This window comes from Caloramator sp., assembly GCF_020054765.1.
Classification (GTDB): Bacteria; Bacillota; Clostridia; order Clostridiales; family Caloramatoraceae; genus Thermobrachium; species Thermobrachium proteoclasticum.
In genome coordinates this window covers 1-16,882 of the sequence record NZ_JAIHAO010000041.1, presented here as the reverse complement: position 1 = coordinate 16,882, position 16,882 = coordinate 1, and the positions used below count along the sequence as shown (strand labels likewise).

Annotated in this window: 12 protein-coding genes; all 12 read right to left on the bottom strand. The window is 30.1% G+C overall.

The features are described from left to right. Positions 1–487 precede the first annotated feature (487 nt). A complete protein-coding gene (locus JG776_RS10520) occupies positions 488–1,684 on the bottom strand; it encodes a hypothetical protein (protein WP_291967293.1) in 1,197 nt (398 codons plus the stop codon). Between the two features lie 299 nt (positions 1,685–1,983). After that, a complete protein-coding gene (locus tag JG776_RS10515) occupies positions 1,984–2,433 on the bottom strand; it encodes a type II toxin-antitoxin system VapC family toxin (RefSeq protein ID WP_291967292.1) in 450 nt (149 codons plus the stop codon). Positions 2,434–2,508: 75 nt separating this feature from the next. Beyond that, positions 2,509–3,414: a hypothetical protein gene (locus JG776_RS10510; protein ID WP_291967288.1), complete on the bottom strand. Its 906-nt coding sequence runs from the start codon at positions 3,412–3,414 to the stop codon at positions 2,509–2,511. Positions 3,415–3,431: 17 nt separating this feature from the next. Further along, positions 3,432–4,382: an ATP-grasp domain-containing protein gene (locus JG776_RS10505; protein ID WP_291967286.1), complete on the bottom strand. Its 951-nt coding sequence runs from the start codon at positions 4,380–4,382 to the stop codon at positions 3,432–3,434. Next, positions 4,375–4,581: a hypothetical protein gene (locus tag JG776_RS10500; protein WP_291967285.1), complete on the bottom strand. Its 207-nt coding sequence runs from the start codon at positions 4,579–4,581 to the stop codon at positions 4,375–4,377. Before JG776_RS10500 ends, JG776_RS10505 begins: the two co-directional genes overlap by 8 nt. Before the next feature lie 225 nt (positions 4,582–4,806). Continuing rightward, positions 4,807–5,637: a tyrosine-type recombinase/integrase gene (locus JG776_RS10495; RefSeq protein WP_291967282.1), complete on the bottom strand. Its 831-nt coding sequence runs from the start codon at positions 5,635–5,637 to the stop codon at positions 4,807–4,809. Positions 5,638–5,945: 308 nt separating this feature from the next. After that, a complete protein-coding gene (locus JG776_RS10490; RefSeq protein WP_291967280.1) occupies positions 5,946–6,149 on the bottom strand; it encodes a hypothetical protein in 204 nt (67 codons plus the stop codon). A 35-nt stretch (positions 6,150–6,184) separates the two neighbouring features. Next, positions 6,185–8,338, bottom strand: a complete 2,154-nt coding sequence (locus tag JG776_RS10485; RefSeq protein ID WP_291967278.1) for a DEAD/DEAH box helicase — start codon at positions 8,336–8,338, stop codon at positions 6,185–6,187. Beyond that, positions 8,338–9,663, bottom strand: coding sequence for a BREX system ATP-binding domain-containing protein (locus JG776_RS10480; RefSeq protein ID WP_291967276.1), 1,326 nt, complete (start codon positions 9,661–9,663; stop codon positions 8,338–8,340). Before JG776_RS10480 ends, JG776_RS10485 begins: the two co-directional genes overlap by 1 nt. Before the next feature lie 14 nt (positions 9,664–9,677). Continuing rightward, positions 9,678–12,317, bottom strand: coding sequence for a PglZ domain-containing protein (locus tag JG776_RS10475; RefSeq protein ID WP_291967274.1), 2,640 nt, complete (start codon positions 12,315–12,317; stop codon positions 9,678–9,680). Beyond that, a complete protein-coding gene (gene pglX / locus JG776_RS10470) occupies positions 12,314–15,958 on the bottom strand; it encodes a BREX-1 system adenine-specific DNA-methyltransferase PglX (RefSeq protein ID WP_291967272.1) in 3,645 nt (1,214 codons plus the stop codon). Before pglX ends, JG776_RS10475 begins: the two co-directional genes overlap by 4 nt. Positions 15,959–15,970: 12 nt before the next feature. After that, a partial coding sequence (locus JG776_RS10465) for a hypothetical protein (RefSeq protein WP_291967270.1) occupies positions 15,971–16,882 on the bottom strand: 912 nt, incomplete at its 5' end.

Here is a 16,882-nt window from a genome sequence, read left to right as displayed (position 1 = left end):
TGTGTAGTTACAAATAAGTTTGCTCACGTAGTTACAAAGTTTGCTCGTGATGAAATGTAGTTGTTGCAAGGCTTCTCGCCGTTTATTCCCTTCGAGTGACAAAGTTTGCTCGTGGGTTTTATTACCTTAAAAAATATATAAAAATATATAAAAAATGAGAAAATGACAAGCGAGTTTGCTCGTGAGCAGTGAAGAATGACAAAGTTTGCTCATGGAAGGTTTACTCATAAAATGAGTATTTATACGCAGGGTATAACCTACGGGAGGAAATATCGAAACCACCTACACATACGAATTATACAGGCTTACGAGGGATTAAAACTGCTGCGGATTTAATAATTTATACATTCTTATATTCTTTTTTACACAACAAAAAAACCGCCAAAGGGAATTTTCCCCCTGACGGTTGGCAATTGCGATAAGCAAACTTTGTAATTGTAAACAAACTCGTGTGTAAATGGACATAATACGGCTCAGTGTTAATGGCCTAGAAAATCGGATAGCCTTGGATGTCCCCAAGGATGAAGAGTCCATGGTTGCTATGGATGTTAATTCCATAGTAACGATGGGTTTTTCCAACCTTGAGAGGAACCCATCCTTCTACAATGGAGTGAGGGTTAATGGTGAAAGGCAAAGCCTTATCACCAAGGTCTGCCAAATCTTCCTTATGAACCTCGGTTCTTCCATCACTATGCGTGAGGGTAAGTTTATCGATGTTCATAACCTCGTTAGAGGTATTGGCAATCTTCACCCTTACAAGGGCGATAAACCCCTCATCTCCACACTCGATAGGTCCGACTTTCTTGTTCTCTACCACCATCAGACCACTACCCATAACCTTCGCCTTGCCGTTGCCGATGACTTCCATTGCCTGTCTCGCAACGACATATGGAACACCGTTATACTCTCCTTCTTCTGTAGCCTTGTTGTATGGAGTAGTATCATCGATGTCCTTTGCTTCGTTGGGAAGAGCACGGAACAGAGGGCTAGAAAGGGTATAATGTTCCCCTCCTATTTTCACTACTACCAACCCTGCGTCTGGGTTTTCGGCAGTTACCACAACCCTCTTAATCTCCCCAGGAGCGATATGGATAGGAGCCCCATGCACCTTGGAACCTGCACTCTGATTACCCTCCAAATCAAGAATGCTGAAGTGGAGGTTTTCATCGGTAATCACAAGCGTTTCGCTTCCTGTATTACCGATATCCATAACCAGATATGCATGCCTAAACTCCCTAATCTGATACCTAAAGGTATCATGATACATAGGGATAAGCAGGGAGTTCCCACCACCAAGTTCATCCTTAGGAATAGACGGTTGAGGTTCAAGCGTAAGGTTAGGCAACTGTGCCATAGGAATAAGTTCTATAATATTGTCTTTCTCATTGCCATCCTTATTTTTCTCTTCTGTTGCTTCCTTTTTATCATTTCCAATAAAATCCTCTACTATTGGAGAATCATTTGAATCTTCTTCCGTATTTTTTAAAATGCCACCATCTATCAAGGTTCCATCTGTGACCAAATCATCGATTGTTTCATTTTGCTGCTCTATGCTTTCATCAGTATGTATATTCGCAACTTCTTCTTTTTCAGAATTTTCAATGTCTGTTGCGTTATTAGACGAACAGCCAGATAAAAGAATTAATAAACTAAGCACGATAATTGCCATATTTCTAAAAATCATATTATCACTTCCTTGTATTTGTTATAATCCATCGCTTTACCCGTTTATCTTCTTTAACATCAAATCCGTGTCTGATTTGTTTTTTAGGGCTAGGCTTATTTATAACAGATATTATATTATAAATATACAATTTTCTCCACAACTTAGTTCTAATCTTCATTTTTACACATAAAAAACCACCAAAGGTCAATAACCTATGACGGTTGTGTAAACCTCCAAACAAACTTTATAAGTTTGAACAAACTCGAATGTGAATAAACAATATAGAATTTATTTTATCAATAAATTTATTACAATTATCACGGGGTTGTTTTATTTAAAGTTTTAATAAAATCATCAAACTTCATTACATCATAACCATTTTTCTTCATCCTCTCATAAAGATCATCATCATTTGTTATTAAAGTGCATCCTTCGTAGACAGCAGTATCTGCAATTGCAGCATCTTCAATGTTGCTTCTATTACTATTAAGTATTTTATTAAAAACCTCGCCTTCTCCAAGTCTAGCATAGCCAAGACGAGCACATCCTAAAATAAAAACTGATAATGGTACTAGACGTGCCCTTAAATCAGCCAGCATTAAAAAATTTCTTTTTCTTATATCTATCTTGTGATCGGGTATATCACACAATTCATCTATTTGAATTGTAGTAATATAGTATTCATACTGTGTTGCTGAATCACGTATCAACTCTATGAACTCAGGTAGTTTATCGAAAACATTTGTATCAAACATTATTTTTTTCATAAATGACACTCCCGATTATATTAAGCCTATGATAATAAAAATATTTTAAACTATTTTAAGGGGGCAAGCACCTCTTTATGGTATTGATTGTGTTTCTAGGAGTTTTTCTAAATCTAGTAACAAATTAATTATTTCTTCTGAAATCATATGAGGTTCATCTTTTATAATCTCATTAATTCTGCTCAAAGTTTTTCTGATATTGATTAAATTCTCTCTTGTAATATTACCACTTTCAATTATGTCCACAATATCCTTTTGGATGCTTATTATACATTGCTTATCAGTAGAAACTTCATCCTCTAAAGCAGAAATTCTATTGTTAATAACCTCTAATTCATTTTTAAATACTGGAACATCGTCCTGGCTGTTAAACCCAAACCCTATGGTTACTGAAGATATAACGAAAAATACAATCAAAAACAATAATGATACAATAATGCACTTGTAACTAGTAGCCATTAAGTTATTTCTTTTTAGATTATTTAAAAAGTTATATTCAATATTATCTGCTATTTGTGTTTTCTTTTCCTCTTCAGGTAATAGGTAATCTTCTGGATACATAACTGCAACGGAATTCACTTCACTTATGCAATATAGAGAAAGCAGACCTGCTACTACCATATACAAAAGGCTTAAAAATCCTATTGTTAATAAGAGAATCATCACAAAAACCGAGTTTCCATTTATATCCTGAATAAATTTTAAAATGTTAGCAATAAGTGTAGTAGAAATAGTAATAGCAATTAGGGTTGATTTCGCTTTATCTTCAAGCGTTTTTTTCTTTTCAACGGTATCATTTAATGTATCTAATAAAACTTTATCCTCTATGTTTAGATTATTACTAGCATATTCATAAGTATAAGGATCTTCCTGCGTTGATTTGTTCAGTCTATCAATTTTTTCATTAATTGTTCTAGATGCTTTTAATAGTTTAGGGAACGGGAATATTATATTATTAAAAATATTTTGTAAAAATGCCATATTTTATATCACCTTTATTATTCGATTCCTTGTAAATAATCACAAATAGCCTTATCTATTCTTAATCCTGTTTTATTTACTAACCAAGCCCATTCCCCTGTAGGATTAACTTCAATAAAATAATAAATCCCATTATGCAGGATTAGGTCCACTCCTCCAAATGCTAATCCTAATTTTTTTACAACTTCTATACATTTATTATTTATATCTTCTGGAAGGTCAATTTCAATAAAATCCACATTCTCTTTTTCTTTTCTCCAGTCTCCTGCTATACCGTTTCCTTCTTTAAGAATTTTTACAGCGAATACTTTTCCCCCAACAACAGTCACTCTTAAATCAACCTTTGGATAAAGATATTCTTGAATTATTACTGGAGCCACTGCAAATTCTGATTCCATTAGTTCTTTGCCTGTTATTACAGTTGAGTAAACAAATGCTTCCTTATTACCTTGTCTTAGTAATACCGTATCTAATGATTTTATAATATATTCTTTCTCACTATCAAACCTAATGTTCTCCACAGAATTCAGTAATAATGTATGCGGATATTTCATTCCATTTTTCTCAGCATATTTTAACTGCAGCATTTTATTTTCTGCACGGAATGTATCAACAGGGTTATTTAACCACTTTGCATTTTCAAATAGAACGAGATTCCTTAAAAATGCAGTCCACTGGGAACGATATAGTTGTTTTTCAACTGAAAGATTTGGTTTATATGTATCATGAAGATATATTGGAGCCCTATAGAATATGGATTTTAAATTTCTATTGTCAATAATATATTCCTTATTGTTTATTGTTATATATAAAGTAAGTCTTCCAATATCAAATACGACCTTATAATCTCTAAATTTATCCCTGTTAACACGAAGGTAATTAGCGTTCCTTCGCTGTAATTCTAAACAAATATAATCAGTTGTAAAATCCATAGTATCTGAAATTATCAATATTTCTATATTACTCACCTTTTTTATCTTCCCCCGTTTCAATATCAGCCTTCTTTGTGCGTGGTGCTGCAAATTGGGGTTCTTCTATTGAAGGCTTCTTACTATTCTTGTTTACCCAGTATCCCTTCTCATCTTCGAATTCATAACCGGTCATATCCGGGTCTGTCCTTGGTAAATCATAGACGAACGCTTTCTTCTCTAATATATGCTTCTTCATAAACATCCTCCTTATCACCTTGTATTTGGTTGTATATTAAAATCTCAATATCATCTATAGATAATTATACATTACATATACAATAACTTCCATTGCATTTGTTTTCATTATATATATCGACTCAATTCCCACCAAAGTTTACATGATTTTAATAATGTTACCTTTCAACGACAGAGGCTATGGTTGATATCCCATAGCCTTAAATATTAATAATGATATATGAACCTATAGTTGACTCATTTTATATCTAATTGCTTCTCTGCTCGGATTCAAATATATAAGCGTTGTGTGAACATTACTATGACCTGCTAAATAAGCAACTTCATGTACTGACAACCCACTTTCTAAAGCAATTGTGCAGAAATAATGTCGCAATGAATGAGGCGTGATCTTGTCGCTATACTTATTGAAAACCTTGTTAACTGTTGACCTATGAATCACTTTACCATCACTATTTGCAAATAAATACGGACTTTCACTTTCTCTCACTCTCAGGTACTCTCTTATACTATTAATGATCTTATAATTTAAATAAACAACCCTGTCTTTATCACCCTTACCCCTTACTTTTAACTCACCAACTGTTAAATTAAAATCTGTTAATTGAATATTAAGTGCTTCACTAATTCGCAAACCTGCATACGCTAACAATGTCGCCAAGCAATAAATATCTCGATGTCCATCTTGTAATAGTTGCTGTCTAAAAGCATCAACTTCTTGCTTAGTAACATCGGAAGGATTAGCGTATTTCTGCTGGATCTTAATATTATCATTTTTTGAAACTACTTGGTCCTGTTGTATTCCATTCGCAACCAAAAATTTATTATACTTTATTAATGCACTGATCTTACAATTTATTGTTCTCCCATTATCTTTCTTTATGTTACGAAGATAACTGATATAATCTAAGATGTTTTCCCGGTATAGCACCGAACATTCTCTGCCGAAGGACTCCAAATACCATTGATAGTAACCTTTAATATGCAAATAGTAACTATTGGTAGTGTTTTTACTTTTTGCTTGCAATGTTAAGTACTCTCTAAATTCTTCTAACAAAATTTCACCTCCATAAATTATGTTGCCGATCATATTTCTAAATTCCTGTAAATTATGTTGAATTTATATATTGATGTTACCGCTTTTAGTAACAAAAGTCAGGACCTTCGGCAGCATAATTTATATTATGTTGAAAAAATTTTTCCGTATCTCTTCTCAGATTGCATATTACAAAATAATAATTATTTTCATCTTTGATAGCAGTTGCATTTTTACATCTGTAACAAAAATAAAAAGCCAAGGGCAAATTGCCTTTGACTTTGATTTTTACTTATACTGCAATAAACAAATAATTACTGGAACAATGTTTATTCTATTACCAAGGTAATCTCAATCTCTCGGCTACAATTTTTACACTTTCCTTTATTTGCGGAAGTGATTTCTATCTTTTGTTTCGATTTGCATACAGGGCATTCATATTCAATTATTTTACCTATATTCTGCTCAAGTACAATTTGAGGGTTTTTCTTTAAATAATTCTCTAATTCTTTCAAATTTTTAAATATAGGCATTAAACCTCCCCCTTTATTCATAAAAATTTTATAATTTATAACCTATCATATATATTCTCAATATTTATTTTGGATTCTTTTAAAACTTTTTCTGTGTTTTTTATATCTACTAATTCATATTTTAGAACTTCAATTTGTGCAAATTTAGGTAAGTGCTTATAAAATTTAGAATGGCCTTCGAAATTGGAAGATATTAGTGCCTTCTCAATAATTTCTTCTAATCTATCTGTATCTGTTTTAAATCTATTGAATAAATCTAAAATATGTTTTTCACTAATATTTTTTTCCGCTTTTCTAACCTTAAGTTTATTATAAGAAACACTAAACTCAAGCCCAAACTCATGTTGAATTATTAATCCAAGAGTAAAATTCACCTTGTGCCCTGCATATGTATATATATCAAATCCATCCTTGACCACATCTATAAGAATTTCATCTAAATCAATAGAGAGTGCGGAATGCTCTAATCGCACACTCTTCAATACCGATTTAGATTTCATATCGATGTATGGATAATCACTGCTACTATTAAGCACTTTTAGCATTTGTTTGGCTATTTCATAAGATACTACCATTCCGCTGCCAAGCCATACTGCAAGTCCACCGTCTTTAGATATTTGTACATATATTCTGTATTTATCATAGTCTATCTTATCTATTCGCCATGTATTTCCTGCCAATATAAAATTAGATGTCTTGTTTTCCTTTAGCAGTGAATAAACAAACCAAGATTGTAAAGTTCCTATCTCTTTATTTTTATATATTATTGAAAATTCAGGTATAGTTTCAAATATAGATATAAAGTTCATTAAAAAATTATAACCGTATTCTTTTTCAATTTCTTTGCCTAGTAAATATTCCCCATTGCTAAATTCTAAATACTCCTTTTCTATAAGGTATTGAATAAAGTTTAATAATTTCTCCTCATTTATATTTCTGAATGAATTTGATTTTTCTACTATCTCTTTTAGGTATGAATGCCTTAAACCAAATTTTTGTTGTATCATAGAAAATATTTGCTGAAATAATACAGTATATGCCGCTGATGGAATTAAAGCAGACTCCACCCATTTTTCTCTTGCTAATTCAACAATAGCAATAGCATTTATTAAATAAAATTCTTCATCCACACAAAACTCATAATGTGATATGGTTCCTTCCCTTCTGCCTGTTCTCCCCATTCTTTGTCTAAATGATGCCACTGTTGAAGGGCTGTTTAATTGCATAACTACATCTAGTTCACCTACATCTATACCTAATTCCATAGTAGAGGTGCAACATAAACACATTTCCCCCGGAGTATTTTTTAGTTTATCCTCTGATATTTCTCTTAAGTTCTTACTAACTGAAGAATGATGAACCTTTGCATTTATATTCAAATTCTTTAATATTCTAGACATCATTTCACTATTGGTTCTACTATTACAAAAAAATAATGCCTTTTTGCCTCTTAACTCAGGTAGGAGACAACTAACCGTATCTTCACTGAATTCATCGAAGTATCTAATTAATATTTTAGATTTTTTCCCTTTACTTTCTGGTTTAATAACAGATTTCTTTCTTTTGCTAGACCCAGAAATCCAATCTAAAATCTCATCTGGATTACCTACGGTCGCAGATAAGCCTATCCGCTGAATATCATACTTAGAGTAAGTTTGTATCCTTTCAATAATACTTAACAGTTGAGCCCCTCTATAGTTTTCTGCGAAATAATGTACCTCATCTATTACTATAAATCTTATATTTGAAAATAATTCTTCTGAAGCATAGGAATCTGACATGAGTATAACCTCTAGTGATTCCGGAGTCGTTGCTATTATATGCTTAGGTTCTATTTTAAATTTTCTCTTATCACTATAATCAACTTCTCCATGCCATTTAAATGCATCGATGTTTGCGATTTTACCAAGTCTTTTTAATCTAAATTCTTGATTATTAAGGAGTGCCCTAATAGGAGATATATAAATTACAGAAATTGGCTTTAATTTTTCTTGGTAGATTTCAGATATAATAGGCAAAAATGCTGCTTCTGTTTTTCCTCCAGCAGTTTGTGCTATTAAGATACAGTTATCTCCATTAAGAATGCATGGAATAGTCTCTTCTTGTATAGGTGTTAAACTCCCCCACTTTAGAATATCTTTGATTCCATTTTGAATTTTTTCATCTAATAAAAAATAACTAGATTCCATTATAACTCCATCTCCATAGCGACTTCCCTACCATATAATTCTATCTGCTTATTAACTTCTTCTACCTGCTCTTCACTAATATTTAAAAGTGCTTTTATTTTACTCATAGGTTCTTTTTTTGCTGCCTCTAAAATAAATACAAAATTTCGCAAAAAAGTCCTGGGCAATATACTTACTTCTCTTCCAAATGCATTGGTAAATCTTTGGACATATTCTTGGATAAACTCATCTGATATTTTATCCTCAGGGTTCCATTCATAAACAACTCCATGAATATACCTAACCTTCTTAGAAATTTCAATTAATTGACTTGTATTAAATCTTGTTAATTTAATAAGAGGTTGTTCTAGTATTCGGATATCACCTAATTTAATTGGTTCTATTCTTGTATATAAAGCGTCATGTTCTTTTATGCCCTTTTCTTCATCTTCTATTAATTCATCTGTACCGGTAAATAGAAGGTAGCAACCGGGTAGGTTATCTTTACTAACCATATCAATAAGCAATCTTAAATTTTCATAAGCCTGATACCTTATGTCTTTCCTTTCTTTTCTTACAGTCTCAACTTCATCTATTATTACAAATAAACCAGCATACCCTGATTTTTCTATTATATAAAGTAATGTTTTAAGAAATTCAAATACATTTCCCTTATCTACTATTCCTTTAACTCCTATACTCTTTTTAATATCAGCAGGTATATTTGTATCACCAGCAAACCAAGCAAGTGATTTTTGTGCTAAATTATTATCACCGCTCAAAAGTCCTTTGCAAAATGAAACAATTGCATTAACAATCGAAACATTAGTTGTGTTCGCTTTTGCAAGTTCTAACGCTACCTTATCTTTAAGCCTTGCTATTAGTTTTTCTTCATCCTCTTCATTGTCATCTGGATTTAAATTATATTTTCTTATAATCTCAGATTTTTCTCTTTCGATCCAACTTTCAATTATTATTCTAAAAGCAGAGAATTCTCTAAATTCATTTGTACGCATTCCAACCATTAATTTATTATATATAGTTTCGAAATTATGTAATTGAGTATTTTTGGATATTACTATCTCTGAAACAACAAAATTGTACTTTAATGCCTCCTCTTTTAAAACTTCACATAAGAAAGACTTACCACTTCCATATGGTCCATATATCATTTTGAATCCCGAATGTGCATTCCCATTCGGCTTGAATTTTATATAGTTCAAATCTTCTAATATTGCATCCCTTTCTTCTTCATGACCGCACATAATATATTTTGCACTTTCATATGCTGGGACACTACCATTGTGTAAGGCCCTTAAAATTTGTTGCCCTATGTTTATATCCATCTAATAACCTCCCTCTATTTCAGATAGTACTCATATGTTGACATACCGACAACTTTGAACCCTATCCAATCATATCCTTCTTTATTAAGTTTGGATATGAACTCCTGCATAAATGCCATTACTGATTGAGATACAAACTTAATACCGTCCTCTTTACATATTTCTTGTATCTCAGAATCTGTATAAGAAGATGCTTTTAAGAATAATTCCAAAACCTTTTTCTCTTTTTTATTTAAATTACTATTATCTATATAGTCTTTTATTTGTTCTTTAACTGATATAGGAATATCTTTTACCTTATTTTGCGTAAAATCTATATCTAATCCAATATCCACTAAACTAATTTGTTCTATAACTTCAGGATTATATACCTCTATAACTTTTTCTTCATTTTTCTCTATAACTATTACAGGTACTAACAATTCTTGAAGCGATATTCCTCCATGGTGAAATTTAATTCCCCCACTAACTGGAAATACATTTATTCCTCTTGGAAAATTAAAATAAATATCTCCATTATAGTTTACAGAGTAAGCACTTTTAGTTATATAATTTCCTTCTACTCTATTTCTTGAAATAGTATATCTTCGTTTTTTCACAATATTGTCCATATCTTTTGGAATATCGACTTTCATCCATTCTTCTAATCCAGAAGTTAATATAAAGCCATGGTCAGCAACAACAACTATCTTTTCGATATCAATCTGCACTAACTTTTTTATTGCACTTTTTATCTTATTGAGCAATCCAGGAAAAATTTGGATACTGCTATCTTCAATGTGACCAGCCTCATCAATTTCATTCGAAAAGACTAATATTCTATCCTTATTTTCAAATTCATTCTTTAAACTATTCATTGGAATATCTACAATTTCATTTAAGTTTTTAACTACTCCGTTGCCACCAGATATTTCTAAGAAAAACCTTATGCGTTCAGATTTATTATTTAATGGATAATTAAAGTTTCCATCCGTTATTTTAATCGTGTCATTTTCTTCATTGATGATAAGTTTTGTATTGCCATTAGGTAATAAACTAGCCATCCCAAATTCTGTAACTGTTGGTATTGATGCAATAAGCGGTACAATTGTTTTATGCTCTACTTCATTAAGCATTGAGAATATCTCTTTACCCATTTCATATCTCATTGCATCGACTATGATTACTGCTGTTTTCTTATCGGAATTCGATACATATTTGGACCAAAAGTCTAGTTGTATATCTGTTTTAAACTCATAGTTGTGTCTGTTCTCAATAATATTAGATATCTCTTCATTTAAAGGTTTTAGATATTGATAATAATACTTCTTGTTCACAAAATTTAGAAGTCGTGAAATAAAATCATCAATCAAAGTGTAATCTTCTTGAACTTTTCTATACAATAAGTCTATCTTCCACCAATTATTAGTTTCATAAAGGGAAATTATATTATCTATGTTACTATTTATTGTCTTAAACTCTTCTTCAAACTTATAAAGCATGTTTATTAACTGAAAAATATTATTAAGGATATTCCATTTATTAAATATCCTTGATTTTGAAAAATAATATCTTCTTCTAATATCTACAAATACACTTAAATCTTTTAATTGTGTTTTTAGTGATTCTATATCTATACCATTTTCGATATCACTATATTGATAATTTTTTTTCTCTTCCTTTACATATTGGCCACTTAAATACTCCAATAGACTCTCTTTTATTAAATAAGAATCATGAACATCTTTAAATATCTGAATCTCTAATTTTTTATATAAAATTTCCTCTATACCATATAAATATTCAATAGCAAATAACTCGTCCAATTCCATTTCATTAAGTACATTAACCATATATTTTTCTGATACCCTTTTAGAGTATTCAATAAATTTTTCTCTATAGATATCATGATTAGCCCATGTTTCAAGAAGTTGGACACAATTCATTATTTTATTTGTATTTAGTTCAATTCCAAAAGGTCTTATATCTTTATTTCTACTTTTCTGTATTAACTCGCTTTGAAATAAACTTTCTGCTATGTATTTAGCAATTTTATCTTTAGAATTAAAATCAGACACATTAATTCCATATTCCAAAGAAAGAAACTCAAAAAATTTATCTTTAATCTTTGCCTCTTCAAGAATTGATTCATATTTATCAGTCTCACAAATATATTTAAGTATTGTATACTCCTTACTAATATCAACATATCCAAAACCGTTAGTTAAGACAATATCATCTAACTTTTCTTGGTTTAAACTTCTAATAACACTTTCAGGTATTATATCCCATAATCTTTTAAGTATATTTAGGCGTTCTTCTAATGTTGATATGTCAAATTGACCAAAATCTATCCTGTAATATCTTTCTAAAATATCTTTAACTGATCCAAAATATATATCTCCAAAAAATTCAAATTCGGTTAGAAATCCCTGTCTGTTCTCTACATTAGAATATATAAGCCATTTTTTCGTTAGTTCACTATCGGCTGATAATACTTTATAGCGGAGTTCAATAAAACTGCCTTTATAGGCAATCTTATTGACTCCTTGCTCATCATATAACTTAAATTCTTGTAAGAATTCTTTTTTATAATCATACCATATGACAATATTTGAGTTCTTAAATTTTTCGTTTATATCTGCTTGAATTAATTTATAAAATGGTGTCTTCATTGTTTTACTACCTCTTTATAGTAGTTTTCTCTTTCTTTACTAGTTGATACAGGGCTTGCAAGTATAGGTTCTAAAGGTATTATATTGTATAATACTCCTTTATCTATATCAGGTTTGTATGGCAATATCTCCATTATTTTTTTATCTAAAATATACAAATCTTCTAACTTTGCTTCTAAGTCGCTACATTTATTTTTGAAATCTTTTTCTTTACTCTTATCACCTTTAGTCCTTGCTTCAATTAACTGATTAGTATAATACTTTAGGTCTTCTTCATATCTATCTATCATTTGTTTAAGATAGATGCTCTTAACCTTGTACAAAGTATCATTATCTAATTTATGAAAATATACAAAGCAATTAAATGTTTTCTTAGGGCTACAAATATGCCAATATATTGGACGTTTTTGATATCTCTTTATGTGATCTTCATAAAAATCATTTATTATATAAGCCTCAACTGTTTTCCCTAAGTTTTTTTCAATAAAGTCAATTGTCTGTTCAGAATCAAAACTTGAAAAGAGTTTTTCTATAGACTCGTATATTTGAGTGATTAAATCCTCTGCAAAAACCGAATTATTGACTACAAGTATTCCATCTGACACTATATCAATGTTGTCAGTTGTATATCGTCCAAATAAACATCCCAAAACATAAGATATAATATCTTTTATATCTTCAATAAAATTCAGATCACCAGCATTATTAATATTACTTTGTTTTCCTGATTCCTTACGTTTCAGTAGGTTTAATAATTCCTGCATTATATCATTATTAGACTCAAACCTCGTGTAATCAATCTGTAATTTATTATAATGCTCATATTTATCATATATTTGCTTATTTTCTTGGTAACAAATTTTCTCCCTCTCTTTGTCACTTAACTCATATAAATCAAAAACATATTTGTCTATATCTATAATTATTCTGTTTTCAATGTCATCCATAAGTTTAATTATATCTTTTTTTATCATTAATAAATCTTCTAACGATTTTACTTCTGCAGAATTATTAATGCTAATTTCTAACAATCTCTCAAAATTTATGCTACATTCTAAATGCTGGTGTTTAAACTTAGATAGTTTATACCCCACTTTCGCTAACCTAATAACTTGATTTTTAACAACTTCAGTAGGGTAAACATAAGGTAATTTATTTACATCAGTCGGAGTAAAAGCAAGAGTTGAATTCAATATTTTTAGTAAGTACGAAACCATGCTTGATAATAGAAAACCACATAAATAATATTTATCCTCCTCACTACAAAATATTGATGGTCCGTTTGCATCAAAAACTGTATTCGGGGGAATGATTCTTACACTAAATCCAGTTGATGAAAGTAGAGTATATGTAACCCCTTCTTTAAAATATAATTCTTTATTTCTATGAGATTTATTTGCTTCATAAAATTCTAAAGCATCATCACTCCAGTCAATTACATATTCAAACGGGCCAAAAAATCGTGAGAATAACCCACCTTTATTATATGTTTTCCAACTATCTCCTAATTTGTCTTGATCAACCTCCCAAAAAAATCTTAAAAATTTATCATTTGCTCCAATCCTCATTCCTGACTTGACTTTATATTTGTGGCTAATTTCTTTGTTTTTCTCAAAAATGTCATATATTTCATCACTTAACCAATAAACAAAAGGTTCCCCTTGTATTAAAGAAAACTTCTTTTGAGAAATTATATACTCATGTTTTTTTCGTTCATTGTCATTTAACAAAGTATTCATCTTATCTTTAGATGTCTTTTTATCAAACAATCTAATAAAGTGTGACTTTTTGTTTTCAGCATAAGATTTTTCTATTACAAACATGACTGTATTAACTTTTTCTCCTGAAATCTCATCAAATGCTCTTGTTCCTAGATGAACTAATTTCTCAATATAATAATTATCTAAAATAAAATTCCTAACTTTTTCATATGATGTTATAAACATAAATGATTGTTGTGTTATCATTCCTAATTTGCCATTAGTATCTAAAAACTCACAACACCTTCCTATGAATACTGAATACAAATCTGCACTCCACTCTTTATAATTTTCTTCTACATATCTTTTAAGTTTTTCTGTCATGTTTTTTTTGAATAAATAGGGAGGATTTGTTACAACCACATCATATTGTTTCATAAATATATGCACTAATTTAACTGATTTTTTTGCTTCACTTGCGAACAACTGCCTCGATATATCATTTGCTTTAATTGCCTCACTATAAATGGCATCTAAACTAATCATTAGTTCCTTTTCTTCTTTCGTAAAATCTCTTTGAGACTTATATTCTGAAAAAGAAAGTATGTGTTCTTCAAATAAATTTTCTTGTCCTTTAGTTTGTTTCTTCTTGGTTCTCTTCGCCTTACTTAATTCTTTCTTAACGGTTCTATTTTTAAATTCTTCAAATAATGGAAATAATTTCTTTTCCGGTTGAATAAGGCTCCCTTTAAGCCTTACATCTTCAAATTCTTCATAAATAATTTCTATCATTTTTAGAATGGTCTTATTATTTCTATGTTTTTCTTTCAAATCTGCTAATCTGTTTCCATTTAAAAGAATAGAATCAGCACATACTAAATTAACTGAAAGTTTGCCCTTTGTATTCGTATCATAACCATTTTCTTTTAAGGACGACTTAACCTTTATAAATAAAATCAAACCAGTCAACTGAACTGCTCTTAAATCTATATCTATTCCGTATATATTATTTTCAAGTATTTTATAAGGTATCTCTTCTTTAGTATATATGCCTTCTTCTACATACATCTCATAAAACAAATCAAAAGCCTTTACTAAAAAGTGACCACTTCCACAACAAGGATCTAATAGTTTAATTTCTTCTACCTTTTTATTTTCTCGTTTACCTTGTTTAATTTCATCCCATAATGAACCTAATGAATTATCAACTATCCAATCAACTATCCAATCTGGTGTAAATAATTGCGTTGCAGCAGGAATATCTTCTACTTTAATTTTTTGTTTTTTATTGTAAAGTCTGTCAAATACATCGTCTTTTTCTTTATCATTAAAATATTGATAAATCCAACCTATAATTTCATCTTGTTTCCAGGATTCCTCATCAATATTTGAACATAAAAGTTCTATTACTTTTAATAAACTTGTACTCGATGGAGTTACGAAAGAATATTCATCCTCCGTATTAAACAAAATCTTTATCTCCTCACTGATTTCATCAAACATTATATTTAAGAGGTACCCTAATCCAGCATCTATTTCATATTTGCAAAATTCTCTTGCAACCTCATAGAATCTTGAACTAATAAATGATCTATTACCATATTCACCCCTAGGTATTAAAATCTCATCAATAAGGCCTCTGACCTCCATAACCCTAAGTGCTGCTAAGCGATTAAGATAGGTATATGATACCTCCTTTATATATTCCATAACTGCTTTATCTTTCTTAAATCCGCCTTTTTCAAGTTTTTCAATTGCCTTTTCTATATTCTTTCTATTATTCTCTTGCTCCTCAGTTAAGTTTGGTAAATCCCTTAAATTAATCCAGTCTTTGTTTATATAAATACCATAATTTATTAAAACCTGTTCTATATCTTTTTCTAATATATCCCGGCACTCTAGAATAGTTGATTTGATAGCCTTCTTCTGTTCTGTATTCAATGAACCCACCCCCTATTCAATCATTATGCTGTTCCCAGCACTAATCTCTTCCATTAATTGTTTCTCAATTCTTTTTACATAACCTTTTACAGATTTTGGGTTTCTAAGAAGCACATTTTTAGGAAAACTGCTTGTACTAATATGCTTAATTACAGGTTGTGGATCTTCAACCTCACTCTCTTTTCTTTCTTCCTCAATTTGTTTATTAAGATATTCATATAACTTGTTCATGGCTTTTTCATAATAAACATCTACTGCATCAATACTTGTTTTCATATCCCTAATAAAGGTTCTACAATTAGGACATGGAACTTCAAATTTAGAAATACTATGAGAACATAGTTTATCAGTCAATACACTTAATATATATCCTTTTGCTATTTCACTTTTTAGGTTTAAGAAACTCTTATTTTTTCTCATTTCTTCAATTTTCTCATTGTAAACTTTATACAGAGTTTCATGCGTTTTTATATATTCTTTTACATATGGGTCGTAGAGTTTATAAAAATTATCTCTAACATTAGGCCATGAATCTACAAATGATTCACTCTTTAAATCATTCATTATTTGAGCAAATATTTTTTCTTTAGTTTCTATATTTTCATCATTACGGTCTAATTCAATTATCCATACATTAGTTAAGAAATACTTCATTTTCTTATATTCTTTTAAGTTTCCATTATCAATAAAATTCTTCAACTTTTTATACTTTGATAGTAAAGGTTCATATTCTGATGCTTTTTGTACAAAGTTATTTATGGTTTCACCTTGTGTCTTTGAATTCAATATGGTTTTAAAAATTTCATCTAACTTATCTATTGAATCTTTAAATGCTAAATCATTGCTAGATATTATTTCTTTCATTGCTGAGATATTATTTCTATAGTCTATCAATACATTTCTTGTATTTATATATAACTCAAC

Bases quoted from the DNA above. Each gene is read 5' to 3' on its own strand.
- JG776_RS10510 (WP_291967288.1), bottom strand. From the start codon at position 3,414: ATGGCATTTTTACAAAATATTTTTAATAATATAATATTCCCGTTCCCT.
- JG776_RS10475 (WP_291967274.1), bottom strand. From the start codon at position 12,317: ATGAAGACACCATTTTATAAATTAATTCAAGCAGATATAAACGAAAAA.
- JG776_RS10515 (WP_291967292.1), bottom strand. From the start codon at position 2,433: ATGAAAAAAATAATGTTTGATACAAATGTTTTCGATAAACTACCTGAG.
- JG776_RS10520 (WP_291967293.1), bottom strand. From the start codon at position 1,684: ATGATTTTTAGAAATATGGCAATTATCGTGCTTAGTTTATTAATTCTT.
- JG776_RS10500 (WP_291967285.1), bottom strand. From the start codon at position 4,581: ATGAAGAAGCATATATTAGAGAAGAAAGCGTTCGTCTATGATTTACCA.
- JG776_RS10485 (WP_291967278.1), bottom strand. From the start codon at position 8,338: ATGGAATCTAGTTATTTTTTATTAGATGAAAAAATTCAAAATGGAATC.
- JG776_RS10490 (WP_291967280.1), bottom strand. From the start codon at position 6,149: ATGCCTATATTTAAAAATTTGAAAGAATTAGAGAATTATTTAAAGAAA.
- JG776_RS10480 (WP_291967276.1), bottom strand. From the start codon at position 9,663: ATGGATATAAACATAGGGCAACAAATTTTAAGGGCCTTACACAATGGT.